27 protein-coding genes and 1 tRNA gene are annotated in these 26,031 nt (G+C 61.2%); 24 read left to right on the top strand and 4 right to left on the bottom strand.

Features of this window, described 5'->3' with window-relative positions; genetic code table 11:
* Position 1 precedes the first annotated feature (1 nt).
* From QM007_RS09180 to ilvA, 19 genes are all read left to right on the top strand, one after another.
* Positions 2–1,294 (top strand): ABC transporter permease, encoded by a 1,293-nt coding sequence (locus QM007_RS09180; protein WP_283489684.1) that lies wholly within the window; start codon positions 2–4, stop codon positions 1,292–1,294.
* A 441-nt stretch (positions 1,295–1,735) separates the two neighbouring features.
* Complete coding sequence (locus QM007_RS09175; RefSeq protein WP_283489683.1) at positions 1,736–2,137, top strand: cytidine deaminase; 402 nt, start codon at positions 1,736–1,738, stop codon at positions 2,135–2,137.
* A gap of 139 nt (positions 2,138–2,276) precedes the next feature.
* Positions 2,277–3,575, top strand: a complete 1,299-nt coding sequence (locus QM007_RS09170; protein WP_283489682.1) for a thymidine phosphorylase — start codon at positions 2,277–2,279, stop codon at positions 3,573–3,575.
* Between the two features lie 36 nt (positions 3,576–3,611).
* Complete coding sequence (locus QM007_RS09165) at positions 3,612–5,072, top strand: hypothetical protein (RefSeq protein WP_283489681.1); 1,461 nt, start codon at positions 3,612–3,614, stop codon at positions 5,070–5,072.
* Between the two features lie 85 nt (positions 5,073–5,157).
* Positions 5,158–6,387, top strand: a complete 1,230-nt coding sequence (locus tag QM007_RS09160) for an adenosine deaminase (RefSeq protein WP_283489679.1) — start codon at positions 5,158–5,160, stop codon at positions 6,385–6,387.
* Between the two features lie 80 nt (positions 6,388–6,467).
* A complete protein-coding gene (locus tag QM007_RS09155) occupies positions 6,468–7,091 on the top strand; it encodes a MazG nucleotide pyrophosphohydrolase domain-containing protein (protein WP_283489678.1) in 624 nt (207 codons plus the stop codon).
* 357 nt (positions 7,092–7,448) lie between these two features.
* Positions 7,449–8,729 (top strand): phosphopyruvate hydratase, encoded by a 1,281-nt coding sequence (gene eno, locus QM007_RS09150; RefSeq protein ID WP_283489677.1) that lies wholly within the window; start codon positions 7,449–7,451, stop codon positions 8,727–8,729.
* A 165-nt stretch (positions 8,730–8,894) separates the two neighbouring features.
* Positions 8,895–9,557 (top strand): FtsB family cell division protein, encoded by a 663-nt coding sequence (locus tag QM007_RS09145; RefSeq protein ID WP_283489676.1) that lies wholly within the window; start codon positions 8,895–8,897, stop codon positions 9,555–9,557.
* A gap of 43 nt (positions 9,558–9,600) precedes the next feature.
* Positions 9,601–10,182, top strand: coding sequence for a DUF501 domain-containing protein (locus QM007_RS09140; RefSeq protein ID WP_283489675.1), 582 nt, complete (start codon positions 9,601–9,603; stop codon positions 10,180–10,182).
* A 61-nt stretch (positions 10,183–10,243) separates the two neighbouring features.
* On the top strand, positions 10,244–11,200 hold the full coding sequence (locus tag QM007_RS09135; protein ID WP_283489674.1) for a Ppx/GppA phosphatase family protein: 957 nt from the start codon (positions 10,244–10,246) through the stop codon (positions 11,198–11,200).
* A gap of 9 nt (positions 11,201–11,209) precedes the next feature.
* Positions 11,210–12,622 carry a S8 family peptidase gene (locus QM007_RS09130; protein ID WP_283489673.1) on the top strand — a complete coding sequence of 471 codons (1,413 nt, stop codon included), beginning with the start codon at positions 11,210–11,212 and terminating at the stop codon, positions 12,620–12,622.
* A 191-nt stretch (positions 12,623–12,813) separates the two neighbouring features.
* On the top strand, positions 12,814–14,199 hold the full coding sequence (locus QM007_RS09125) for an NAD(P)/FAD-dependent oxidoreductase (RefSeq protein WP_283489672.1): 1,386 nt from the start codon (positions 12,814–12,816) through the stop codon (positions 14,197–14,199).
* 68 nt (positions 14,200–14,267) lie between these two features.
* Positions 14,268–14,341, top strand: a tRNA-Leu gene (locus QM007_RS09120).
* A gap of 179 nt (positions 14,342–14,520) precedes the next feature.
* Entirely contained in the window at positions 14,521–14,868 is a 348-nt protein-coding gene (locus tag QM007_RS09115) for a DUF2975 domain-containing protein (RefSeq protein WP_349361506.1), read from the top strand.
* Positions 14,855–15,091, top strand: coding sequence for a helix-turn-helix domain-containing protein (locus QM007_RS09110; RefSeq protein WP_283489671.1), 237 nt, complete (start codon positions 14,855–14,857; stop codon positions 15,089–15,091). The genes QM007_RS09115 and QM007_RS09110 overlap by 14 nt, the downstream gene beginning before the upstream one ends.
* 38 nt (positions 15,092–15,129) lie before the next feature.
* The gene (locus tag QM007_RS09105) at positions 15,130–16,008 is read left to right on the top strand and encodes an HAD hydrolase family protein (RefSeq protein WP_283489670.1); all 879 of its coding nucleotides are present in this window, start codon (positions 15,130–15,132) and stop codon (positions 16,006–16,008) included.
* A gap of 112 nt (positions 16,009–16,120) precedes the next feature.
* Positions 16,121–17,023, top strand: a complete 903-nt coding sequence (locus tag QM007_RS09100; protein ID WP_283489669.1) for a Bax inhibitor-1/YccA family protein — start codon at positions 16,121–16,123, stop codon at positions 17,021–17,023.
* Between the two features lie 150 nt (positions 17,024–17,173).
* The gene (locus QM007_RS09095; RefSeq protein ID WP_283489668.1) at positions 17,174–18,427 is read left to right on the top strand and encodes an AI-2E family transporter; all 1,254 of its coding nucleotides are present in this window, start codon (positions 17,174–17,176) and stop codon (positions 18,425–18,427) included.
* A gap of 17 nt (positions 18,428–18,444) precedes the next feature.
* Positions 18,445–19,701 (top strand): threonine ammonia-lyase, encoded by a 1,257-nt coding sequence (ilvA, locus tag QM007_RS09090; RefSeq protein WP_283489667.1) that lies wholly within the window; start codon positions 18,445–18,447, stop codon positions 19,699–19,701.
* Positions 19,702–19,925: 224 nt separating this feature from the next.
* Here the strand turns inward: ilvA and greA are convergent, their stop codons facing one another.
* Together greA and QM007_RS09080 are read right to left on the bottom strand one after the other, a co-directional pair.
* Positions 19,926–20,426 (bottom strand): transcription elongation factor GreA, encoded by a 501-nt coding sequence (greA, locus tag QM007_RS09085; protein WP_283489666.1) that lies wholly within the window; start codon positions 20,424–20,426, stop codon positions 19,926–19,928.
* Between the two features lie 155 nt (positions 20,427–20,581).
* Positions 20,582–20,992 carry a DUF4307 domain-containing protein gene (locus QM007_RS09080; protein WP_283489665.1) on the bottom strand — a complete coding sequence of 137 codons (411 nt, stop codon included), beginning with the start codon at positions 20,990–20,992 and terminating at the stop codon, positions 20,582–20,584.
* A gap of 151 nt (positions 20,993–21,143) precedes the next feature.
* Between QM007_RS09080 and mca the strand changes: the two genes are divergently transcribed.
* The gene (gene mca, locus QM007_RS09075; protein WP_283489664.1) at positions 21,144–22,103 is read left to right on the top strand and encodes a mycothiol conjugate amidase Mca; all 960 of its coding nucleotides are present in this window, start codon (positions 21,144–21,146) and stop codon (positions 22,101–22,103) included.
* Positions 22,104–22,207: 104 nt separating this feature from the next.
* Positions 22,208–22,546: a hypothetical protein gene (locus QM007_RS09070; RefSeq protein ID WP_283489663.1), complete on the top strand. Its 339-nt coding sequence runs from the start codon at positions 22,208–22,210 to the stop codon at positions 22,544–22,546.
* A gap of 79 nt (positions 22,547–22,625) precedes the next feature.
* Here the strand turns inward: QM007_RS09070 and trhA are convergent, their stop codons facing one another.
* Positions 22,626–23,366 (bottom strand): PAQR family membrane homeostasis protein TrhA, encoded by a 741-nt coding sequence (gene trhA / locus QM007_RS09065; protein ID WP_283489662.1) that lies wholly within the window; start codon positions 23,364–23,366, stop codon positions 22,626–22,628.
* Positions 23,367–23,555: 189 nt separating this feature from the next.
* On the opposite strand from trhA, the gene QM007_RS09060 reads away from it, so the two are divergent.
* The 3 genes from QM007_RS09060 to QM007_RS09050 all read left to right on the top strand — a co-directional run bounded on the left by QM007_RS09060 (position 23,556) and on the right by QM007_RS09050 (position 25,417).
* Positions 23,556–24,317, top strand: a complete 762-nt coding sequence (locus tag QM007_RS09060; protein WP_283489661.1) for an isoprenyl transferase — start codon at positions 23,556–23,558, stop codon at positions 24,315–24,317.
* Positions 24,318–24,334: 17 nt separating this feature from the next.
* The gene (locus tag QM007_RS09055) at positions 24,335–24,871 is read left to right on the top strand and encodes a prepilin peptidase (RefSeq protein WP_283489660.1); all 537 of its coding nucleotides are present in this window, start codon (positions 24,335–24,337) and stop codon (positions 24,869–24,871) included.
* 63 nt (positions 24,872–24,934) lie between these two features.
* The gene (locus QM007_RS09050) at positions 24,935–25,417 is read left to right on the top strand and encodes an NUDIX hydrolase (protein WP_283489659.1); all 483 of its coding nucleotides are present in this window, start codon (positions 24,935–24,937) and stop codon (positions 25,415–25,417) included.
* Here QM007_RS09050 and QM007_RS09045 read toward each other — a convergent pair whose 3' ends face one another.
* Positions 25,418–25,924 carry a MarR family winged helix-turn-helix transcriptional regulator gene (locus QM007_RS09045; RefSeq protein ID WP_283489658.1) on the bottom strand — a complete coding sequence of 169 codons (507 nt, stop codon included), beginning with the start codon at positions 25,922–25,924 and terminating at the stop codon, positions 25,418–25,420.
* Positions 25,925–26,031: the final 107 nt, after the last annotated feature.

The following is a 26,031-nucleotide window of genomic DNA, read 5'->3' as shown; positions in this document are numbered from 1 at the left end:
CATGAGCGTCATCGCAACTCCTGAAACCACTGCCAGCACTTCAGATGAAAGGCTGGTCGTCAAAAACTGGAAGAACCCCATCATCTACGGGGTACTTGCAGTACTCGGAACCCTGCTCATTGCCCTGCGCGCCCCCAAGAGCACCATCAGCCTGGGCATCTCGGACGGCGTCAGCTGGTTCTCCGCCGAACCCCTCCAAATCAACCCCCAGGTCTACGGCTGGGTAGCCTCCATCGCCATGCTCGCTGTAGCAGGCTATGCTCTGGTCACCACCAACGCCGGCAAAACTATCGGCCGCTGGGTAGCGCCCCTCTTCTGGATTGCCTTTGCCAGCGGCCTGGTGGTTTGGGCCATCGGGTCCACCGAACGAGCCTCACTCTCCCTAGTTTCCCTGCTCACTGGTGCAGTGGCCCTCTCTATCCCCATGATCTTTGGTTCCATGGGCGGTCTGCTCTGTGAGCGTTCTGGCATCGTCAACATCGCCATCGAAGGCCAGCTCCTGCTGGGAGCCTTCTCAGCAGTCATCGTCGGCTCCATGACTGGCAGCCCCTGGGCAGGTCTCATCGCAGCCATGGTCGGTGGCATGCTCGTCTCAGCCCTGCTGGCCCTCTTCTCTATCAAGTACCTGGTCGACCAGGTCATCGTGGGTGTCGTGGTCAACGTTCTGGTCTCAGGCCTCACCGGCTTCCTCTTCGCACGTGTTCTTGAGCCCAACGCGTCCACCCTCAACTCCGCGCCCAAGCTGCCGGCCTTCGCCGTCCCCGGCCTCTCCGAGATCCCTGTTCTGGGCCCCGTCCTCTTCAACCAGAACGTACTGGTCTACCTCATGTACATCGTGGTAGCCGTCATCTGGTTTGCCCTTAATAAGACCCGCTGGGGCCTGCGTACCCGCGCCGTCGGTGAGCATCCCAAGGCGGCCGATACCCTGGGCGTTAACGTCAACCGCCTGCGTGCCACCAACGTCCTGCTCGCAGGTGCTGTAGCCGGTATGGGCGGAGCCTTCTTCACCCTGGTTTCCGTATCCTCCTTCAACTCCGATATGACCGCCGGTCAGGGCTACATCGCCCTCGCCGCCCTCATCTTCGGTCGCTGGACCCCTATCGGAGCCCTCTCCGCCGCCCTCCTCTTCGGCTTCTCCCTCAACCTACAGTTCGTCCTCTCCATCCTGGGCACCAGCGTGCCCACCGAACTGCTCGCCATGCTGCCCTACCTGGTCACCATCTTCGCGGTAGCCGGTCTGGTCGGGCGCTCCCGCGGCCCCGCCGCAGTGGGCAAGCCCTACATCAAGGAGTAGGTCCGGACGGACGCAGGGGAGAGCAGCGCCTTTTGGGTATGCCGCCGCCGCGCAACCATTCTTTCTCTTCGCGCGGGGCGCTCGTCGAAATTCATCGCCAGGCCCGATTCACGCGCTGGCAGGCGGCATACCCTTCAGGCGCTTGAGCTCCATCTCACCTGAGCCATGTGGCCGCTATCTTCATGTGGGGTAGCGGCCATAGCTGTCTTAATGTTCTTGAGGCTGGGCTAGGGTGGAGGCAGACGCCCCGGCAGCCGACTGGCTGGGATGAGTACGGGGTTTCCGCGAAGCGAAACAGAAATCCCTGCGAATTAGCCGAGCCTGCGAGGCTACATGAATCGCGTGCGAGCTCTGCGAGCCTGCGAGAAGGTTAGTCGGCAAAGGGGCGTCCGCCTCTGCCTCAACATCCCCGTACCTATAGAAAAACAAAGGAAGATACCAATGACTGCACAAGACATTGACTGGGATCAGCTCACCGCTGCCGCCACCACAGCCCTAGCGAACTCCTACTCGCCCTACTCCAACTTCGCGGTGGGGGCCGCGGCCCTAACCACCGACGGGCGCCTGATTACCGGCGCTAACATCGAAAACGCCTCCTACGGGATTACTCTCTGCGCCGAATGCTCGCTGATCTCTGAGCTCTTCCGCACCGGCGGCGGCAAGCTCGCAGCTTTCGCCTGTGTCGATAAGGACGGCAACGCCCTGATGCCTTGCGGCCGCTGCCGCCAGCTACTCTACGAACACAGCGCCCCCGGCATGCTCCTGCGCTCCACCAGTGGAGTGCTCACCATCGAGCAGATGCTGCCCGATGCCTTCGGCCCCGACCGCCTAGCTGCCCCCTAACGTCCTTATCTTTCCCGTTCACTGACGGCTTTGCTCAGGCCAAGCCCCGGCGCAAACTGGCATACTGGAAGAGACGCCCGAACAACACGACACAACAGGGCAGGGGAGCGAAGCTGCACCCTGCCGGGAAGGTGAGCGCTTGAGCACTGAAGCTTTCGACGCCGTAGACATTATCCGCACCAAACGCGACCACGGAACCCTCACCAACAATCAAATCGACTGGGTCATCGACGCCTACACCCGCGGCGTCGTAGCCGACGAGCAGATGAGCGCCCTGGCCATGGCTATCTTCCTCAACGGCATGAACCGCGAAGAAACCGCCCGCTGGACCGATGCCATGATCCGCTCCGGCGAACGTATGGACTTCTCACCCATCATCGGCCCCGGTAAAAAACTCGCCACCGCAGATAAGCACTCCACCGGCGGCGTCGGCGACAAAATCACCCTGCCCCTGGCCCCGCTGGTTGCCGTCTATAACGTGGCCGTACCCCAGCTCTCAGGCCGCGGCCTGGGCCATACTGGCGGCACCCTCGACAAGCTCGAAGCCATCTCCGGCTGGCAGGCCAATATCTCTAATGAAAAGACTCTCGACATTCTCGGTACCGTTGGCGCTGTTATCTCAGCGGCAGGCGCGGGTCTCGCCCCCGCCGACAAGAAGCTTTATGCTCTGCGCGACACCACCTCCACTGTCGAGGCAATCCCGCTCATTGCATCGTCCATTATGAGCAAGAAAATTGCCGAGGGCACCGACTCCCTGGTGCTCGACGTCAAGGTCGGCTCCGGTGCCTTTATGAAGGACGCCGTGCGCGCCCGTGAGCTGGCAGAGGTCATGGTTGAGCTGGGTCAGGGAGCCGGTGTAAAAACCAGTGCCCTGCTGACCAACATGGATACCCCGCTGGGGCTGGCCGTTGGCAACGCCAATGAAGTAGCTGAATCTGTTGAGGTTCTCGCCGGTGGCGGACCTGCCGATATCGTTGAACTGACCGTCGAACTGGCCCGCGTCATGCTCAAAAACTCCGGTATCGACGCCGACCCGGCCAAGGCCCTTGCGGACGGTCGCGCTATGGATAAGTGGCGCGAGATGATTTCCGCCCAGGGCGGTGACCCCGATGCAGCCCTGCCCGAAGCCCGCGAGACCCACACCGTCTACGCTGATGCCAGCGGCACCCTAACCCGCCTGGACGCTCTGGCAGTGGGCGTGGCCTCCTGGCGTCTGGGCGCAGGACGAGCCCGTAAAGAAGACGACGTGCAGCTAGCAGCGGGCATTAACCTGCACGCCAAGCCCGGCGATGCCGTCACCGCAGGTCAGCCCCTCATGACCCTGATGACCGACACCCCTGAACGCTTTGAACGAGCCCTGGAATCCCTCAAGGACGCCTGGACTATCGGAGGCGATTACACCCCCACCGACCTGATTCTGGATAGAATCAACGCTTAAAGCCCCCCCTCGACCCTGCAAGAAAAGAGAAGAACCGTGGGCCTATTTAGCCGCAAGAAAACTCAGGCACCTGCCCCCGCCACCGACGCTACCCAGCGCGATGTTCTGGCAACCGGCCTCGACGCCGAGCAGGCGTCCGCCCCCGCAACCGCTGAGCCTACCCCCGTCACCCAGTCGGCGCCTACCCGGCTGGGCGCAGGCGAGGGTCTCAAAGCGGTTGTGAAGCTCATGCGTGCCAAGGCAGAGGGTCAGGTGACCCTGAACCTGACCCAGAACGCCAACGACATGAAGTACACCCTCTACCAGCGTGGCCAGGAGGTTGAATCTGGTTTGGTCACACCCGGTAGCGAGTGGTTCCAGGCTGTGGCCGACCTCTACGTTGAGGAAGAAAAGAGCGAGCGCGGCGCCTGGAACCGCGCCCTGATCGTGGTTAACCCCGCTATCGGCAGCGATGCAGCTGTGCACGCTTCTTTCATGAACACCGCCACCAGTAAGACCCACAACCTCAACTACGCCCTCGACATGGGCGCTGCCCAGGCTCAGCAGGTTGCTAAAGTTGAGAAGGGCAAGGACGCCGCCACCGCCCCGGTTGCCGCAGGGCAGGGGGAAACCGCAGCCCAGGCTGAGGACCGCATGAGCCGGATCTCAGCCCGTTTGGCCCAGGAGAAGGCAGCGCAGGAGAAGGCTGACCAGAACGAAGCGGAGAAAGTAGAAAGCCCCGTTGAGGAAGTCTCGGGCACCGCTGAGGAAGCAGCTGTAGAACCTGCGCAGGAAGAAGCCCCCGCGGTAGAAACAGGTAACGCAGAAGAAGCCCCCGCAGCCGACGAGAACGAGGCCCACCAGCTGCCCACCCACCTGGACGACAGCGAATTCGAGACCGACGACCAGCCCCAGGCATCCGCTGCACCGGCTTCGGCCCGTAGCCTGCCCGCGTCCGCCCCGACTCTGGACGCCCCCATGACCAGCACCAGCGTGGACATCGCCCCCTCTTACGCTGAGCACAGCCAGCCCAAGCCCTCTGCCACCAAGAAGGCCAGCGGCAACCTGGTGCTGACTGAAGCCGAAGTGGTCTCCCGCTTCGCTCCGGCCTACGAGGCCCTGTTCGGGGCAGAAGGTACCGCCCGCGATGTCTCCACCGTGCTGATTCGTGTGCGTACCCTGGGCTCCTACTACGATGCCCTGACCCACGTGCGCCGCAACGGCTTCTGGGAGCAGGTGCGCACCTTCGACCTAATCCCCGAAGAGACCCTGGCGATTCTGCAGCTCAAGGCCGACTCCTACAAGGAAGGCCACGGCTCACCCCTGGCCGTCAACATCCGCTTCACCCCCGGCACCCCGGTCGAGGCCTCCTTCGACTACGCCGATGAAGAAGCCTTCGTGCGCTACCCCGAGCACCTGCCCGCTCAGCAATACGTTGAAGAGCTGCGCATGTTCCCCCGCACCGGCGAGAACATCCCGGCTCACATGAGCGAGGCCCTGGCCTCCTGGACCTTCTAGGCCCACTCACCCCTCATCTGACGCACCCGCCCCGAAAGAGCCCCGACCTTTTCGGGGCGGGCCACTACGAAAGAACCTTCCCCGCATGACCGCACCCACGCCCACTCTGACCTGGCTCCAGAAACTCCCCAAAGTTTGCCTGCACGACCACCTCGATGGTGGCCTGCTGCCCGAGACCCTCATCGAGCTAGCTGACCAGGTGGGCCACACCCTGCCCACAACCGACCCGCAGGAGCTGGGGGAGTGGTTCAAGCAAGCAGCGGACTCCCGCTCCCTGGCCCGCTACCTCGAAACCTTTGAGTACACCGTGGCCGTCATGCAAACCGCAGATAACCTGCGCCGGGTCGCCCGTGAGCACGTGCTGACTCTGGCTGCCGACGGCGTCATCTACGGCGAGGTACGCTGGGCTCCCGAACTGCACCAGCGCGGCGGGCTGACCATGGCCCAGGCCGTTGAAGCGGTCGCTGACGGGCTCATGGACGGCATGGAGCAGGTAGCTCGGGCCGGCGGACGCATCCTGGTCAACCAGATCCTGTGCGCCATGCGCCACCACAACAACTCCCTGGAGGTCGTTAAAACCGCCCTGGCCTACCGGGCCCTGGGTGTGGTTGGCTTCGACCTAGCCGGACCCGAGGATGGCCACCCCACCTCGGCCCACGCCGAAGCCCTGAACCTTGCCGCCGAGCACTTCCTGCCCGTCACCCTCCACGCCGGTGAGGCCTTCGGTCTGGCCTCTATCCGCGAAGCCCTGGTCGCCGGCCGGGCCCTGCGACTGGGCCACGGCGTCCGTATCACCGAAGACATCACAGCCCGCACCCTGGCAGAGATCGATCCCGACGGCTCCCTGATGCCCGGGGCGGACCCCAGTCAGACCGTCCTGCAGCTGGGCGAGGTCGCCGAAGCCGTCAAAAACCGCCGTATCGTGCTTGAAACCTGCCCATGCTCCAACCTGCAGACCGACGCAGCCGAAAAAGCCAGCAATGTGGGGCAGAAAAAAGACTTTGAACCGGCCCTCAGTCACGAAGAGCACCCGGCGGCCCTGCTTCTACAGGCCGGGTTCGCGGTTACCATCAACCCCGATAATCGCCTAATGAGCGCCACCAGCATGACCCGGGAATTCGCCGAACTCGCCACCCACCAGGGCTTTGGACTACCCGAATTCTTTGAGGTCACCTACAACGCCATCAACGGAGCCTTCTGCTCCTTCGACGAAAAACAGGCCCTGCTCACCAGCATCCAGAGCGCCTACGGGCAGCTGACCCTCGAAGAACAGGGGCGGGCAGACACCGACCAGGATGAGCAGCGCGGCGCATGACCCGGCCCAGACAAGAGCACTCCGCCCCAGCACCAGAACCCGGTGACCTCGGGGGTAGCTTCGAGCACTTGATGGGGCTCATGCAGACCCTCCGCAGCCCCGACGGCTGTGCCTGGACGTCCGTCCAAACCCACGCGTCCATCATGCACTACCTCATCGAAGAAACTTACGAGGTTGCCGAAGCCGTTGAAGCCCCCGGCGGAGTCAACCTGCCTCTGCTGCGCGAAGAACTGGGGGATGTGCTGCTCAACGTCATCTTCCACGCCATCATGGCTGCCGAAACCCCCGCCGCGCAGAGCGGCTTCACCATGCAGGACGTCATCAATGGGCTCGCCGCCAAACTGGTGCGTCGCAACCCACATGTCTTCGCTGCCACCGGCCAAGGCAGCGAAAAGCTCAGCGCTGCCGATATCTTTGAGACCTGGGACCAGCTCAAAAAAGCCGAAAAACCCGAACGCACCGGCCCCTTCGATGGTCTCCCGCCGGCCCTGCCCGCGCTCGCCCTCGCCGCCAAGGTCGCGGAGAGAGCCGAGATCTCCGGGGCTGACCTTACAGGTGCGGGCTCCGGTGGGCAGCTCCCAGCCTTCGCTAACGAGCAGGAGCTAGGCGCCTACCTCTACGAGCTGGCAGCCTCTACCCGCACCGCCGGGCTTGATGCGGAACGGGCCCTGCGGACGTATGTGCAAGGGCTGATTCGCGACTGACGCGGTGGGGTAGCGGTGCTCTTCTGCCCGCCGACCCTCTCATTCCTCGCCTGGCGACTCGTCATGATTCACGCCCCGCCTAACGGCGGATTCCACTCGCTACATCCCGCCAGCGGCCTGCCAGAGCACCGCCACCCCACCAGCACCGCCATAAGGTAGTTGTGACCCGTTGGTCAGAATCCCACAAAACCTCAGAAGTGCTGAAGAAAACCGTTGGAAATGTTGAATTCCTGTGTGCTTATGTGGGTTTTTTGGTAGACTGGGGGTATAAACGCGCACGGGCTAAAATACCCGATCAGCAACCGGCTGTAGCGCTATATAGCCATTTTCATTTCTCATCCTTCAAGGAGCATTTTCATGGCTTTGATTACCGCAGTTCACGCTCGTCAGATTCTTGACTCACGCGGCAACCCCACCGTTGAGGTTGAGGTTCTGCTCGAAGACGGCGCTTTTGGCCGTGCAGCAGTTCCCTCAGGCGCATCCACCGGTGAGTGGGAAGCCGTAGAGCGCCGCGACGGCGACAAGGCTGTTTACCTGGGCAAGGGCGTTCTCGGCGCTGTCTCTGCAGTGATTGAAGAAATCGCTGAAGAGGTTATCGGCATCGACGCAACCGACCAGCGCGCTGTTGACGCAGCCATGATCGCCCTGGACGGCACCAACAACAAGGGCAAGCTCGGCGCAAACGCTATCCTCGGCGTTTCCATGGCCGTTGCTAAGGCAGCAGCCGAGTCTTCAGACCTGCCCCTCTACAAGTACCTGGGCGGCCCCAACGCTCACGTTCTGCCCGTTCCCATGATGAACATCCTCAACGGTGGTTCACACGCTGACTCCAACGTTGATATCCAGGAATTCATGATTGCCCCCATCGGCTTCGACACCTTCTCCGCTGCCCTGCAGGCTGGCGTTGAGGTGTACCACGCGCTCAAGGGTGTTCTGCACGACCGTGGCCTGTCCACCGGTCTGGGCGATGAGGGTGGCTTCGCTCCCAACCTCGACTCCAACGCTGCAGCTCTTGACCTGATCATCGAGGCTATCGAGAAGGCCGGCTACAAGCCCGGTGAAGAAATCGCCCTGGCTCTGGACGTCGCTTCTTCCGAGTTCTACAACGACGGTGCCTACGACTTCGAAGGCCAGAAGAAGTCCGCAGCTGAAATGTCTGCCTACTACGCTGACCTGGTTGCTAAGTACCCCCTCGTTTCCATCGAGGACCCCCTGGACGAGAACGACTGGGACGGCTACAAGACCCTCACCGCTGAAATTGGTGACAAGGTTCAGATCGTTGGCGACGACCTCTTCGTGACCAACCCCGAGCGTCTGGCTCAGGGCATCGAGGGTGGCGCTGCTAACGCCCTGCTGGTTAAGGTCAACCAGATTGGTTCACTGACCGAGACCTTCGACGCTATGAGCATGGCTCAGCGCAACGAGTACCGTTGCATGGTTTCACACCGTTCAGGTGAGACCGAGGACGTCACCATCGCTGACCTGGCTGTTGCTACCAACGCTGGCCAGATCAAGACCGGTGCTCCCGCCCGCTCCGAGCGCGTCGCTAAGTACAACCAGCTGCTGCGCATCGAAGAAGAACTCGGCGATCAGGCTGTTTACGCAGGCAAGGGTGCTTTCCCCCGCTTCGCAAAGTAGTCTGCCCCTCTCTAAAGGTAAGAGAGTAAGGACGCCCGTGCCCCGGCCAGGTTGCCCCTGGCCGGGGCACTGCCCTTTAAGGACGAGGGTGGAACCGTTCAGCGGGTGCCCAGTTCAGACGGTAAAATAGGAAAATCACGGACGAGAGGGCAGGAACAGCACATTATGGCACGCACACCGGGTAAGAAACCCAACCCCATCGCAGCCTTTTTCGGATTCGGCCTGGGCAAGCCGGCGTCCGCCCCCTCTCGGGAGAAGCAGGCCAAACCCCGCCGTGCCCGGGCAGCTAAGCCCCTGCGGACTGAGACTACCGCAGAAACCTCCGCACAGGAGCTGGCTACCCCGGTAGCCGCCCACTCCTTTAGCGGGCACTTCATCACCTTTGCCATCGTGCTGGTGATCATTGCTCTGTCGGTCTATAACCCCCTGACCTCCTTTATCCGTCAGAACAACGAAATCAACGACGCCAAAGCCAGCATCGCTGCCCTGCAAGCCGAGCAGGACTCACTAAACGCCCAGGTCAGCTGGTGGCAGGACGACAACTACGTCAAACAACAGGCTAAAAGCCGTCTCTTCTACGTACAGCCGGGGGAGACCCCCTACCTGGTCGTGGGATTGGACTCCACCAGCGAACTAGCGGATGACACCAGCGCATCGGCTAAAACCGCCCCCGAAGACTCCTGGACCACCAAACTTTGGGGCTCTCTGCAACTAGCTGCTGAAGACACCTCCGCCAGCAGCCCCGCCCCTGAGAGCTCAAGCAGCCCGAACACCAGCACCTCAGCTCCCCCGAGTGCAGAGCCCACCGCTACCGCCACCACCCGCTAGCGCCGGTAGACTAGAAAAACCAGCACCACCCTCTAAGGACACCATGACTACACCCGCAAGCACCGAGCACCAGCCCCAGGGTTTCGGCGTCACCGCCGAAACCCTCACCCCCACCGAGCTAGATCTGAAAGTGCTCTCAGCCCAGCTAGGGCGTACCGTGCGCGATGTTGTCGAAATCCCGGCTCGCTGCGTCTGTGGCAACCCCCTGGTAGCCGCCACCGCCCCGCGCCTGGCCAACGGCTCACCCTTCCCCACCACCTTCTACCTGGCCCACCCCGTCATCACCGCCGCAGCTTCCCGCCTTGAAGCAGAAGGCGCCATGTACGAGATGACCGATGAGGTCACCGACGACGAGGGCAAGGCAACCGCCTACCGGGGCGCCCACGAGAACTACCTGGCAGAGCGCGAACGCATTCGCGTCAAAGCCGGTCTAGAAGAAGTACCCGAAATTGAGGGTGTTTCAGCCGGTGGTATGCCCACCCGCGTCAAGTGCCTGCATGCCGTGCTCGGCCACACCCTAGCCGTTGGTCGCGGTATCAACCCCTACGGGGATGCAACCCTCGACCTCATCGCTGAGTGGTGGACCCCCGAAACCTGCCACTGCGACCCCACCTGGCGCGACTAGCCGCCCACCAGCCTCCGCCCCACCCTACCTAACCTGCCCCTACGAGTTACCGGGAGTAACCATGCGCGTTGGCGCTATCGACTGCGGAACCAACTCAATTCGCCTGCTCATCGCCGAGACTGAAACCACCGAAGAGGGCTTTGTGCTCACCGATCTTGAGCGTCGTATGAAAATTGTGCGCCTGGGTAAGGGCGTGGACGCCACTGGCTGGCTGGCCAAAGAATCCTTGGAACGCACCTTCGCCGCGGCCCGCGAATATGCCGACCTGCTGCGCGAATACGGGGTAGAGCAGGTGCGCTTTGCCGCCACCAGCGCCACCCGCGACGCGGGCAACCGCCAAATCTTTATCGACGGAATCCGCGAGATTCTTGGGGTAGAACCCGAGGTCATTACCGGCCGGGAAGAGGCCGAGCTGTCTTTTGCCGGGGCTGTCTCGTCAGTGGGCAATACCGAGGAGATGACTCTGGTGATTGACCTGGGCGGCGGCTCCACCGAGTTCGTGCTGGGAAACAAGGACGGCCTGGTGGCAGCTCGCTCGGTTGATATCGGCTGCGTGCGCATGACCGAACGCCATATCAGCTCTGACCCTGCTAACGTCACCCAGGTCGCCCGCGTCATTGCAGATACTGACCGGGCCATTGCAACCGCCAGCGCCTCTGTCGATCTGTCTGCTGCCCGCCGCGTCGTGGGTGTGGCCGGAACCGTCACCACCGTGGCTGCCCACGCGATGGGTCTTGACTCCTACGACCCCGAAAAAATTGACCGGGCCGAGATCGCGATCAAGGACATCTCCCGCACCGCAGCCGACATGGTAGCGATGGCCAGCGCCGACCGCGCCACCCTGCCCTACATGCACGAGGGTCGGGTGGACGTCATTCCGGCAGGCTCCGTCGTCTGGGCCCGCATCGTTGAGCGCATCAGCGCCCTGACCGGGGGAGCGGTCACCAGCGCTATCGCCTCAGAAAAAGATATTCTCGACGGCCTGGCCCTCTCGGTAGCCGAACGCGCCAGCCGCTAGGAGCCGCCCATGGCCTTTCGGCGACTCCCCACCGGCACCGCCCTGCTCACCAGCGGCCTGGCTCTAGCCACCGCTCTGGCGCTCAGTGCCCTCCCTGCCCGAGCCACCACGGCGAGCCCCTCGGCTAGCACCAGCGCCAGCCCCACAGCAAGTGCGTCAGCCAGCGCCAGCCCCAGTGCCCTGGCCTCGGTGCCCACCATCGCAGCCCCCAAGGGCGACTCTATCCGTGCCCGCCAGTACTGGCTGACTCAGTACGGATTTACCGACCTGTGGAAACAGACCACGGGTAAGGGGGTGACAGTGGCTGTGATTGATACTGGTGTGGACGGCACCCACCAGGACCTGGCTGGTAACGTAGACAGCGGCTACGACGCCTCGACCGGAACCACCAAGAACAAGGGCTGGAAGGGCCTGGGCGTTGAACCCGAACACGGCACCCTGGTCGCCTCAGTGATTGCAGGCCACGGCCACGATGATGGCACCACTCCCGCTAATTCCGGTGAACCCGGGGAGTCCGCAGGCATGATCGGGGTAGCACCCGATGCCACCATTTTGCCCATTTCCCTAGAACTCGGCACCACCAGCGCCACTATTCGCTCGGTCGACGAGCAGATTCCGGACGCCGTGCGCTACGCCGTCGATAACGGGGCCGATATCATCAACCTGTCTGTGGGCTCCGATAAAACCAGCTGGCCCGAATCCTGGGACTCAGCATTTGCCTACGCCGAAGAAAAGGGCGTCATTATCATCGCCTCTGCCGGCAACCGCGGTGCCGGGCTCACCCAGGTGGGCGCCCCCGCCACCATGCCCGGGGTGCTCACCGTTGGCGGCGTTGATAAGAACAAGCAGGACTCCTGGTCCTCATCCTCCCAAGGTATCTCTATCGCTGTCTCTGCCCCCAGTGAGTCCATGATCGGCGCTATCCCCAACAATAAGTACGCCACCTGGTCGGGCACCTCAGCGGCTGCTCCCATCGTCGCCGGTCTTGCTGCCCTCATCATGGAGGAATACCCCGATCTAACCGGCAACCAGGTGATCCAGCGCATCATCGCTTCCAGCGACGATGCAGGGGCGGACGGACGCGACGTCCTCTACGGCTACGGCATCATCAACCCCAAGGCTGCCCTCGCCGAATCGACTCCAGATGATACCGATACCAACCCCCTGGGCTCCATGAGCGACTGGATTAACGTCCACCGCAAAACCACCGCTTCAGCTTCCCCCAGCGTCAGTGAAACCCCCGTCCACCAGGCCGGTGAAACCATCACCGAGGCAGCCGCCCCTGCACCCCTCCGCCCCGTTGAAGACTCCGGCATCTTGCCCTTCATCGTGCTGGCAGCCTTCACCCTGTGGGTCGGCATCATCACCTTCGGCTCCATTCACCAGCTGACCAATATCGTGAAGCGTAGCCGTCGCCGCTAGCCTCACCGGAGGCTCATCTAGCCTTCATCAAATCTTCACCCCGGATTGAAAGACTAGTCACCAGCAGAATGAGAAACGCTCACAGCAAATACCCCGTCCAAAACTATGCTTAACCCCCGCAAAAGTGGCAATATAAGCATGGAGACTTTTTGCCGGAACACCGGCACTACACCAACAGGAAGTTAACTCGCATGGCATTCAACAAGATTGCACAGGACCGCCCCCGCGTCCTTATCGTCGGCGGCGGCTACGTCGGCTTCACCGTCGCAAAGAAGATCCAGAAGGTTATCAAGGAGTCCGGCGGCGTCGTCACCGTTGTCGACCCCAACCCCTACATGACCTACCAGCCCTTCCTCCCCGAAGTTGCAGCAGGCTCCATGGAAGGCCGTAACGCCACCGTACCCCTGCGCCAGCACCTGCGCGACTCAGAAATCATCGGCGGCCGCGTCGTAGCCATCAACCATGCTACCAAGACCGCAACCATCGAACCCATCAACGCCGGTGCAACCTTCGAACTGACCTACGACGAAATCGTCCTGGGCGCAGGCGCCGTCACCCGTGCCTTCCCCATCCCCGGCCTGGCCGAGGTTGCCATCGGTATGAAGACCGTTGAAGAAGCAGTCTCTGTTCGCAACTGGGTTCTCGAACGCATCGAAATTGCTTCCCTGACCACCGACGAGGACGAGCGCCGTCGCGCCCTCACCTTCGTCATCGTCGGCGGCGGTTTCGCGGGTGTTGAAACCATCTCCGAACTTGAAGACATGGCCCGCGAAGCCATCAACCGCAACGACCGTCTGCGCATCTCAGACCTGCGCTTCGTTATGGTCGAAGCAGCCCCCCGCATCATGCCCGAGGTCCCCGCAGACCGCGCCGAAAAGGTCGTCGCTGAACTGCGCGCCCGCGGCATCGAGGTCCTGCTCAACACCTCACTCTCCGACGCCACCGATGGTCACCTGCAGCTCATCAACATGGGCGACAAGTCACCCGCAGGTGAACTCGACACCGACACCCTGATCTGGACTGCCGGCGTAGCAGCGTCCCCCATGCTCAAGGACACCGACTTCCCCATCGACGAGCGCGGCCGCGTCCGTGTGCAGGCTGACCTGCGCGTTGCCGGCGATGATGGCATCATCGAGGACGCCTGGGCAGCAGGCGACAACGCAGCTGTACCCGACCTCTCCGGTGGCGGCGTCGGTGGCTTCTGCGTACCTAACGCCCAGCATGCCTCCCGTCAGGCCCTCAAGCTGGCAGAAAACCTGCTGGCCAAGCGCCGCGGCGAAGCTCTGACCGACTACTACCACGAGACCATCGGTGTCGTTGCCGGTCTGGGCCTGTGGAAGGGTGTAGCTAACTTTAAGGGCAAGACCATTGGTGGCCCCCTGGCCTGGCTCATGCACCGCGGCTACCACGGCACCGCTATCCCCACCACCGAGCGTACCGCACGCGTCATGGCCACCTGGGCACTCAACCAGATCTTCGGCCGCGACACCTCATCGATTCGTCACCAGCGTTCACCCCGCCGTGCCTTCCAGCAGGCTACCGGCACCGCACCCGAGAAGACCAAGGCAAAGCTCTAGGAACTTTTCTGGTATAAATGTATAAGCGATAGCGCTCGCTGGGTAAGGACCGGCGGGCGCCCGCTCAAGGCCCTATAGCCCAATTGGCAGAGGCAGAGGACTTAAAATCCTTGTGTTCCGGGTTCGAGTCCCGGTGGGGCTACACAAAAGAGAGTACGTCAAGCGCAAAGCGCAGGCGTACTCTCTCTTTTTTTGTTGCCTGGGTGAATTGGACGCCCCCTGGCTAATTGTGTTTGGACTGAAGGCTTGTGCACGATAAGCCCGGCAGTTGAAGGTGGCGTCAGTTTTGACCTTGCAGCTGGGGGTCCCTTTGCATACTTAATGATAGGTTTTGTGCTCAAGTCGGTGAGCCTACTGGTTGCTATATGGGGGATGTGGTCCATGCTGAATCGCATTAAGAATGGTCAGCTGTACACCGAAGAGACATCACAACGTGCGGTTGTCGTTGCCTATGCAGTACTCGGCTGGCTGGTTGGAAACGGCATCGAAGGCATGGGTAATAATTTCCTTGCGCACCGTCTTGGCCTGAACGACCAGTGGAGCGGTGGTCTACTCACCAATACTTCAGTCATGGTTCTTGTCTTCCTGCTGCTTGCGATGCTGTACGTCCTGCAGGGGTCGATTCGTCAGGCAATTGAGCTTCAGGAAGAGGTTGATGACCTTGTCTGAACCGGTTGAACAGAGCGGCAAATACATCCACTGTAATTTGGGTGTTTTACTTGATCAGCGTTCTATGACATTGCTTGAGTTGTCAGACCGAGTTGGGGTGACAGTTGCTAATCTTTCTAAACTCAAAAACAATCGTGCGAAAGCTATACGGTTTAGTACGCTCCTTGCCATATGCGAGGTTCTGGAATGCACACCGGGTGATCTTCTGAGTATCGGGCGGTAGTAGCTGTGGCTCCTAAGGTTTTCGATAGAGTAGAGGCTATGAAGACACCTCATCTCTACGCTGTTGACCTCGATGGTACCCTGCTGACTGACCACAAAACATATAAGCACGAGCAGCTGGACCGCGTTCTGACCCTGCTAGCTGAACAGGGCTCCTCCCTGGCGGTAGCAACGGGTAATCAGATGCCCAAAATTGAGCAGTATCTGGCCGGGCACGAGCACCACGAGAACCTCTACTACATCGCAGAGAACGGTGCCATTATTCATAACCAGGGAACCGACTTAGCCCTGTGGGGTTTTAGCCCCGAACTGGTAAACCAGGCTCTGGTGGCTCTCGAGAACTTCCCAACCCTGGGTATTATTTTGTCCTGCCGCCACCACTCGTTTGTTCCCAACGACCGCCTAGCAACCATCGCTGGGCGAGTGCACGAGCAAGTGATTAAGGCGGGTATTGATCTACCCGGGTGGGACCCGGAAAACCCAATCACCGCGATTCGTCCTTTCTACCCCAACGTAGAAGCCATCGACGACCCCACCACCATCACCGAAACTATCGTCAAGATCGCCCTGAACGCCGACCCCGATGAGGGAATCTACGAGACCATCGAAAAACTGCACGATGCTCTACCGGACGGAATCGCAGCGACCTCCAGCGGGTTCGGTGCTATCGACCTGATTATCGAGGGCAACCACAAGGGCCACGGCCTGGCCTGGCTAGCTGAGCACCTGGGGCTGGGCGCCGAACAGACCACGGCCTTTGGCGATTCGGGCAACGACCTTGAGATGTTTAGCTACGCCGGGCGCGCTATCGCCATGGAGCACTCCGACCCGGCCCTCGCCCCGGTCACAGACCTAACCATCGGCTCCAACAACGACGGGGCCGTCCTCGACTTCCTCGAAGCCGAACTCACCGCCTAGCCCCAGCCGCTCACGCCCTGAGAAAAACGGCCAGAAATACCGGCCAAGATTCGGTAGGGTAGAAGACAAGACATTTACCACGACTACTTATTACCACTAGGAGACAACAGCCGTGGCAGGTAACCCCCTGATTAACAACATGACTAAGCCCGCTGGCGACCCCCGCTTCGGGCAGTTCGGTGCTGGCGGCACCACTACCGCCAACCCCTATGGCCAGCAGGCCCAGAGCCCCTACGGCACCTACCAGCAGGGTAGCTACACCCAGCAGGCTCCCTATGGCTACGAGAACCAGCAGGTATCGGCTGGCCAGCTCAACGACATGTACAACGCCGGTACCGCTGGCCCGGTTGATACCAACCGCATCACTATCAACGACATCATCATGAAGACCGGCCTGAACCTGGGCCTGGTTGTTGTGGGTGCTGTTATTTCCTGGTACATGCCCATCCTCATGTTCGTCGGTTTCATCGGCGGCCTGGTGCTGGGCTTCGTCAACGCCCTGAAGAAGAAGGTCTCACCTGCCCTGGTCATGACCTACTCGGTCATGGAAGGCCTGCTGGTTGGCGGTATCTCTCGCATGTTTGAGGCTTCCTACCCCGGTATCGTGCTTCAGGCAGTCATGGCAACTGTCATCGTATTTGCAACCATTCTGGCGCTCTACAGCTCCGGAAAGGTGCGGGCAACCCCTAAGATGACCCGCTTCTTTATGATTGCGACGATTTCCTACGCCGTCTTCTGCCTCATCAACCTCGTAGCCTCCCTTTTCTTCGGCTTCAATGCTCGCGGTGTTGAGGTTATGGGCATCCCCCTGGGCCTGATTATCGGTCTCTTTGCCGTGTTGCTGGCTACCTACTCTCTGCTGCTCGACTTCACCCACGCTTCTGAAACGGTAAAGATGGGCGCCCCCGAGCGGGAATCCTGGCGCATTGCCTTCGGCCTGATCGTGTCACTGGTCTGGCTCTACATTGAGATCCTGCGTGTTCTCTACTACGTTCGCGCTATGGCCGACGACTAAACCTAGACTCTGTCTAGAGCGCTAGAGATAGAAACCTCGCCCGGGGCAGAAGCAGCTGTGCTTCTGCCCCGGGCGAGTTTGGTCACGCTTGTGCCCGGGATGCGGGCGGGTACGGGGCAGATAGTAAGGAAACGTGGGAAGATAGAAAGTATGAGTGTCACTATTCCTGAACCCCCTGCCCGGCAGAGTGAATCTGACCGTCAGGTGCCCTTTGCCCTGCAGATTGCAGCAGCCTGGTCTTGGCGTCTGATGATTGTGGGCATCGCGGCCGCTGCCCTCTACTGGATGCTGGCTAAGATCTCCCTCATCGTCATTTCAATCATGATTGCGGCCCTGCTGGCCGGTCTCATGTCACCGGTTGTCTACTTCCTCCGTCGCAACCGAATCCACGCTGGTATCGCTACCGCAATCACTGAACTGGGTCTTATCGCCGGCGTCATTGGTCTGCTAGCGCTGGTAGGCCAGCAGCTAACCGCCGGTTTCTCCTCCCTGTCTGACCAGGTTGTCGAAGGCTGGAACCAGATTGTTGCCATGCTTAACAACCTGCCCATCGACCTGGGGGCGGATAAGATTGACCAGTACATCAGCCAGCTGGTCACCACCTTGCAGGATAATACGTCCAGTATTCTCAACGGCGTGGCCAGTGTAGGTTCTACCGCAGCCGATATCGGCACCGGCATGGTGATTGTGCTCTTTACCCTGATTTTCTTCCTCATGGAGGGTGAGAAGATCTGGCTCTTTATCGTCAAGCTCTTCCCCCGCAACGCCCGCCGCGCTGTAAACGGTGCTGGACGCCGCGGCTGGAAGTCCCTGGTCTCCTACGTGCGCGTTCAGGTCTTTGTGGCAGCGGTTGACGCCGTCGGTATCGGCCTCTCCGCCTTCTTCCTGGGCGTCCCCCTGGCCCTACCCCTGGGCGTCCTCGTCTTCCTGGGCTCCTTCATCCCGGTGGTGGGTGCACTGCTGACCGGCGTTATCGCCGTCCTGCTGGCCCTGGTCGCCAACGGCCTGGTCAACGCACTGATCATGCTGGCTATGGTGCTGGTGGTGCAGCAGATTGAATCCAACATCCTGCAACCCCTGGTCATGGGTAAGGCCGTAGCCCTACACCCCCTGGCCGTTGTCATTGTGGTGGTTGCCGGCTCCATGCTCTACGGTATCGTCGGTGCCCTCTTCGCTGTACCCGTCCTGGCAGTGGTCAACACTGTCATCAGGTACCTATCCGGCCGCGAGTGGGAACACGACCCCGATATCCGTGAAGAAGAATTCCTCTACCCGCACGAACAACGCCGACGCGAGAAAAAGGCTATCGCTGAGAAAGTCAAGGAACGCTTAGAGCGCATCAAGGAGGCCGAAAAGGCCGATGAAGACGCCCTCGAAGCCATCAACAACGGCGCCCAGAAATAAGACAAGACGAGGTAACGATGCAAGCACCCGCCCCGGTAGAGCTCCCCGTGAGCCTAAGCCAGATTGAAGATGCAGCCCGCCTGCTCGACGGCGTCATTGAACGCACTCCCGTAGCCCACTCCCGCGCCCTAAGCGAGCAGATTGGCTCCGAGGTCTTCCTCAAGTGTGAGAACCTGCAGCGCTCTGGATCCTTCAAGGTGCGCGGCGCCTACGTACGCATGGCTAAGCTCACCGAGGCTGAAAAGGCCGTGGGCGTGGTGGCAGCATCGGCAGGTAACCATGCTCAGGGCGTGGCCCTAGCTGCCTCCCGCCTGGGTATCGCGGCCCGTATCTACATGCCCCAGGGCGCTGCCCTGCCCAAGATTGCAGCGACCCGCAGCCACGGGGCCGAGGTCGTGCTACACGGCGTCAACGTGGACGACGCCCTAGCAGAAGCCAAGCGCTACGCCGAAGAAACCGGCGCTGTCTTTGTGCACCCCTTCGACAACGAAGATATTATCGCCGGCCAGGGCACCCTGGGCCTAGAAATCCTGGAACAGGTTCCGAACGCCGACACTATCTTGGTGGGCGTCGGCGGCGGCGGCCTGCTGGCTGGGCTCTCCATCGCGGTGCGCTCGCTGGAAGAAAAGCTGGGTAAAAAGATTCGCATCATCGGTGTGCAGGCCGAGCACGCGGCAGCCTACCCGCCCTCTCTCGCGGCAGACGCCCTGGTGCCCCTGAAAAAGGTCTCCACCATCGCCGACGGTATCGCGGTGGGCCGCCCCGGCCAGCTGCCCTTCACCATCATCAAGAACCTGGTGGACGACGTGCACACCGTCTCTGAAGACGAAATTGCCCGAGCCCTCATCTTCCTGATGGAACGCAACAAGCTGGTCGTTGAACCGGCTGGCTCGGTCTCTGTAGCGGCGCTGATGAGCGGCTCCCTCAAAGAAAAGTACGGCGACCTGGGCACCACGGTCTGCTTGCTCTCGGGCGGCAACATCGACCCCATGCTCATGCTCAAGGTGATTCAGCGAGGCCTGTCTGCTGCGGGGCGCTACATGACCATCAAGCTCATGCTCAACGACCGCCCCGGCGAGCTCACCACCATCTCCCGCATCATCTCGGAGCACGACGCCAACGTCACCGGTGTGGACCACACCCGCCTGGGCGGCGCCCTCTCCATGGGCGATGTCTCCATCACCATCGACATGGAAACCAAGGGCGTAGAGCACTGCCAGGAGGTCATCGCGGCCCTAGAAGCTGAGGGCTATAAGCCGATTGTGGTCTACTAAAGAGCAGATTGCTAAAGCACAGGATATTTGCCTTTGCCTGCGACCCTCTCACCGGTTCGCTGCGCTCACAAGTGATTCACGCCAGCCCCGAGAGCCAGCAGGCTGCCGGCAAATATCCCTGCGCCTGAATCCTGCCGTTGAAGGTAAACCGAAGCCCGGGCGTCCGCCCCCCCTACAGAAGGGGAAGGACGCCCGGGCTTCGGTCTATCTGCCTGCGGTCAGGTTTAGCCCTGGAAGGGCTTAGCTGAGACGATCTTGACGGGGATCTGCTTGCCGTTGGGGGCTTCGTAGGAGAGCTCGTCGCCTACCTTGTGGCCGTTGATAGCGGCACCCATGGGGGACTTCTCAGAGAAGACCTGCAGGTCGGTGCCGCCGACCAGGGTGTCGGCTACTTCGCGGGAGCCGAGCAGGAAGGTCATGGTCTTACCGGCGATGTTGGCTTCAACGACCATGCCAGGCTCAACCACGCCGTCGTCGGCTGCGGGCTTGTCTGAGACCTGGGCGGTTTCGAGCAGGTGCTGCAGCTGCTTGATGCGCCCTTCGTTCTTGCCTTGCTCTTCGCGGGCTGCGTGGTAGCCGCCGTTTTCCTTGAGGTCGCCTTCGTCGCGGGCTGCTGAGATTCGGTCGATGATTTCCTGGCGGTAGGGGCCTGAGAGGTGCTCAAGCTCAGCCTTGAGCTTGTCGTAGGCATCCTGAGTGAGCCATGCGCCTTCGTTTTCTGCCATGTGTTTACTCCTTGTAAGCAAGGCCCCGCAGCCGGTGCGGCTGGGGACCGCGGGTGCGGACGGAGCGGAATGCCCCGTGTAAAAGGTCAGTCGTGAGCCTAGTCTACCCATAGACGGGGTAAGCTCCCTAACTTTACCCCTAGAGAGAAAGGGAATTAGTCAACCTTCCAGCAGCTATCGACGGTAGCTGTGGTTGCTTCGCCCAGTACCCTGAACTGCACGGTCTGCACCGAAATGCCGTTGCCGTTTTCATCGGCGTAGGGGCCAATCGCGACTTCCTTCCAGCCGACGGGGGCACCTGCGGTGTTGAGTGCCTTGACCGCGCAGACCGCGGTATCTTCGGCCCGTTTGCTGACCTCAAAGGTTACTGAGACTTCGTCGGCACTGGTCAGGGTAAAGCCAACGTCGCGGCCGGCGGGCTCGCCGCTGGAGTCAGCCTGCACCCAGAACACAAAGGCGCCCCCCACAAGTACCGCTACCAGGGCCAGTGCATACCAGAACCACTGAGGCAGGGTCCGTCGCTGGCGGACGGTGCCGTAACGGGCAGATAGGTCAGGGGCGGTCATCAAGCCCACACCTTTCATACGGGGTAATAGAGAAAACGAGGAGCCCCACCAGGCCAGGTAGAATTGACCAGTGTCTTTGAATGCGGGTTCCTTCCTCATTTACGATACCCGAAAGATCACTTGAGCCACCTTCGCACTAATGGAGTTTTGCATGACCAGCACTGAATCACCCGCACCCGGCTTTGACCCATCCCTGCTAGCACCGCTAAAGGACGACTACACCGGCCTGCGTATTCTGGCGGTCCACGCCCACCCCGATGATGAGTCATCAAAGGGCGCCTCGACCATGGCAGCCTACGTGGCCCGCGGGGCCCGCGTCATGGTGGCATCAATGACCGGTGGCGAGCGCGGCGATATCCTCAACGAGGCAGTCAACAACAACCCCGCTGCCCACCGCGACCTGGCGGGCGTCCGCCGCTCCGAAATGAAGCAGGCAGCTGAGGTTCTCGGTATCGAGCACCGCTGGATCGGTTTCGTCGATTCGGGCCTGCCCGAGGGCGCCCCCCTGCCCCCGCTGCCCTACGGTTCCTTTGCCAGCCTGCCGCTTGAACAGGCATCCGCCCCGCTCGTGCGCCTGGTGCGTGACTTCAAGCCCCACGTCATCCTCACCTACGACGAAATCGGCGGCTACCCCCACCCCGACCACATCATGACCCACCGGGTCTCCGTAGAAGCTTTTGAGAAGGCAGGGGACGCGGACGCCTACCCCGGCACCGGCGAGCCCTGGCAGGTCTCAAAAATCTACTACGACCGCGCCTTCAACTTTGACCGAGTCGTGGCCTTCCACAGCTACCTCGAAGGTGCCGGCCTCGAATCCCCCTTCGCCCAGTGGGTTGCTATGTCGATGGAAGAAGACATTGAGGGGTACCGTCCGCCGGTCTCCCGCCATCAGACCACCACCCGCATCTCTTCAGCAGACTACTTCGAAAAGCGCGACGCGGCCTTGCTCGCCCACCGCTCCCAGGTAGCTCCCGACTCCCTTTTCTTCGCTGTTTCCCCCGAGGTCCAGCGTAAAATCTGGCCCTTCGAAGACTATGTACTGGCCCAAAGCCGCGTTGAGAGTGAACTGCCCGAAACCTGCTTCTCCACCGGCATCGACTACCACTCCTAAAGACAGGAAAGGCCCAGCCCCGCCGCGTACAATGGGGACTACATGCCCAGCTAGGCCAGCGCCCAGATAAAGCCCTGCACCCAAGACCAGAGGAAGCCGTGACCGTGTCAGCCCTGATCCCTCCATCACTTACGATCCTTGCATCCGAAGCGACCCCCACCGTCATTACAACGGTCAACCCCGACGGGTCCTTCCGCGGCTCACCCGGCATCGTGGGCTTTATCGTCACCTTCTGCCTGGCCGTGGCTATCGTGCTGCTGGGGCTTGATCTGACCCGGCGCGCTCGCCGTCTGCGCTACCGCAGCGAATACGCTATTGCCCGTGAGGCTGAGGAGCGGGCAGCCGCTGAAGCTGCGGCCCAGGGGAAAACCGAGGAGCCCGTTCACGCCACCGTGCGCGATGAGGCTGTTGTAGCTCAGGATCATCTGCGCCGCCCCCACTAGGTTCTTGAGGAAAGAGAAAATAAGGACGCCGCACCCGGCCGGGTGCGGCGTCCTTTAGTTTAAAGGTCACGGGGTGAGCTTATACAAAGATGCAGAACATCACGGCGATGTAGTGCTGGATAAAGCCGAGCACGGTAAAGACATGGAAGAGCTCGTGGAAGCCAAAGGTTTGCGGAGCCATGGCGGGGCGTTTGGTGCCGTAGAAGATGGCTCCGATGATGTAGCTGGCTCCGCCGGTGGCGATGAGTACGGTGGCGACGGGGGAGACCTGCCAGAAGTCACCTAGGTAGAAGACCGCCATCAGGCCCATCACAACGTAGATGGGGGTGTAGAGCCAGCGGGGGGCTCCTGTCCAGAAGACCCTGAAGAGGGTGACGGAGAGGGCACAGCCCCAGATGCTCCAGAGCAGGATGGCCTGCTGGGTGCCCTCAAGGAGGGTTAGGGCTACCGGGGTATAGGTGCCCGCGATGAGTAGGGTGATATTAGCGTGGTCGAGTCGCTTGAGGAGCATGCGAGCCCTGGCTGACCAGAAGCCGCGGTGGTAGATACCGGAGATGCCAAAGAGCAGGACGCCTGTGAGAGCAAATATGGCGCATCCGACGCCCACTAGGCCCCCGCCAGAGAGGACGATGAGTACGATGCCGGCGATAAAGGCTACGGGCGCAAAGCCTGCGTGAATCCAGCCGCGGAGTAGGGGCTTGCCGTTCTCGCGGTAGAAATCGATGATTTCGCGTTGCACGTCGGTCAGCCGGTCAAGTACGCCCTGGTGGGGTGCGGTTGATGAGCCGGAGGTCTGGGAGCGGTGAACACGTGAAGCCATATATTTAGTATGGCAGTTCAAAATAAGTGCGGTCTAGGGGGTAGCTAGAAGCTGAAATGACGGGCAGGGAGTCGGGGCGGGGCGTCCGCCCACTTGCGCAGAGGAGGGCAGGGGCCTGCCCGAGCTCGCCTTGCAGGTAGAATGAGCAGGGTAAAGACAAACCTGCCACCCTACAACCAGGAGCAGCACATGAAGCTACCGCAGCCACTGTACACGGTGTATGAGCGGTCCCTGATTTCTGCGATTCCAGCGGAGAAACTGCCCCAGCACATTGGTGTGCTGGTCGATGGTAACCGCCGCTGGGCTGCCCTGCTGGGGGAGAGCACCAAGCACGGTCACGAGGCAGGTGCTGCCCGTATCATTGAGTTCCTGGGCTGGTGCACGGAATTGAAGATTCCGATGGTGACCCTCTACATGCTGTCTACCGAGAACCTGAAGCGCAGTAGCGACGAGCTGAATGACCTGGTTGAGGTCATTGAGGGGTTCGTGGGGCGTCTGACCGCCAGCGGCCTGGCTCGGGTTCGCCCGGTGGGTCAGCTGGAATCCCTGCCAGCGAGTTTGCGCTCTGCCTTTGAGGTGGCTGTTGAAGAAACGGCGGCGGTCAGCGGGCTGCAGGTGAACATCGCTGTTGGGTACGGTGGGCGTCAGGAGATTACGGACGCCGTGCGCGGCCTGCTGCGTGAGGCGGCAGCCTCCGGCCGAAGTCTCGAAGAACTCGCTTCGAGTCTGACCAGCGACGATATTTCCCACCATCTGTACACCAGCGGTATGCCCGACCCGGACCTGCTGATTCGGACCTCGGGGGAGCAGCGCCTTTCGGGCTTTATGACCTGGCAGTCGGCCTACTCCGAGTTTTATTTCTGCGAGGCCCTGTGGCCTGACTTCCGCCGGGTTGATTTCTTGCGGGCCCTACGCGATTACGCCCAGCGGCAGCGCCGGTTTGGTTCCTAAGATTAGCCGGGGCGGCTATGCTCGAACAGATATATAGCCTAGCGGAAGAAGGGCTGGGCGGACGCTGGCAGTCGGCTCTTGCCGCCTTGCTCTTGGTCTGGGTGATGGGCTATTACCTGGTGGCTGCCGCCCGGTTGTGGGTTGTTGATGTGCGCGAGCACCGTCTGCCCGACCGTATTGTTCTACCGCTCTATGCCCTGGTGGGCCTACCCCTGTTTGGAGTTATCCTGCTGGTGGCCCCCGACCCCTTTGCTCAGGCGCGACAGACTGCCTACGGAGCTGCTGTCATGTTTGGCTTCTATGCCCTTATGCGTTTGGCCTCCCGCGGGGCCCTAGGCATGGGGGATGTGAAACTGGCCGGAGTTCTAGGTCTTTTGCTCGCCTATTTCTCGCCCCTGAATCTGCTCTGGGGTAACCTGCTCATTTTTCTGACCGGTGGCCTATATTCCCTCGCGCTTATACTTACCCGTCGGGCTACGGGCCGCACCCACATAGCTTTTGGTCCCTTTATGCTTCTTGGCACCACCCTCGCCCTGCTCTTTCCCGCAACCTAGCTGGCCTCGCGTGGCTGCTGCCTTCGAGCGTCCGCACCGGGTATCTGCCCACGAAAGGAAAATATGCCTACCCCACAATTTATTACCGACCTGCGAGCCAAAATTGGCTCTGATATACTCTGGCTTTCGGGCGCTACTGCCGTGATCCAGCGGGATAACGGAGATATTCTGCTGGTGCGTCGCAGCGATACCGGGGCCTGGACGCCGGTGACCGGAATCGTCGATCCCGGTGAGAACCCCGCCCTGACCTGCCTACGTGAGGCCGAAGAAGAGGCCGGCGTGGTGATTGAAGTCGTAGGCTTCGCCCAGCTGAAAGCCGACCCGCCCATGACCTTTGATAACGGGGACCGCTGCCAGTTCCTCGACCACACCTTCTATTGCCGCTACATCTCGGGGCAGGCCCGGGTCAACGACGAAGAATCCAGCCAGGTGCTCTGGGTGCCGGTAGATCAGCTAGCTAACTATTGCAGTGAGCGCATGCTCGATAGAATCGACGCCGCCCTGCACTGGCAGAACGGCGCCCGATTCGACCTAGAAGCGCGATAGCTAGGCTTCGGCTGAGAGCTTGCGCAGAAGCTCAACCAGCATGGTGCGCTCAACGGGGGTCAGTTTCTCGGCCCACACGGTTTCAAGCTGGTTCTGCCGGGCAAAGGTAGAGCTGACGAAGTCGGTGCCGGCGGGGGTGAGCTTAACAAGGGTGCCGCGCCCGTCCTCGGGGTCCTTAGCCTTGGTAATCAAGCCCTTGGTCTCTAGGGGCTTGCTGATGTTTGAGACAGCAGCCCTGGTCATGCCGGTGATATTGGCCAGGGAACTAGCCGAGGTTGCCCCGGAGTGCCAAAGGGCAAAAAGCACCCGATAGGCCGCCCAGGAGCTGCCGGCTGGGCGGTGCACTTTCGACTCAAAATCGTGGGTAATAGCCACGGATGCGCGGTTCAGCGACATGGCAAGTAGGGTTGCGTCAACATTGACGGGTATATCGTTCTGGTCGGCAAGATTCTCGCCAACCCGGTCAATAAAAGACCAGTAGGTGTGGCTGCGGGGCGATGGTTCCATTCCTTAAGCCTACTCACTGGGCGGCTGTGAGGGAAAAATAAGCCACCTATTACACGCTTAAAGCGTGTGAGCAGCGCCTTTCACCGGTCTAGTCTTGACCGACATGG

It is taken from the genome of Rothia sp. SD9660Na (assembly GCF_030064065.1).
Classification (GTDB): Bacteria; Actinomycetota; Actinomycetes; order Actinomycetales; family Micrococcaceae; genus Rothia.
This window is presented reverse-complemented; position numbering and strand designations above follow the sequence as displayed.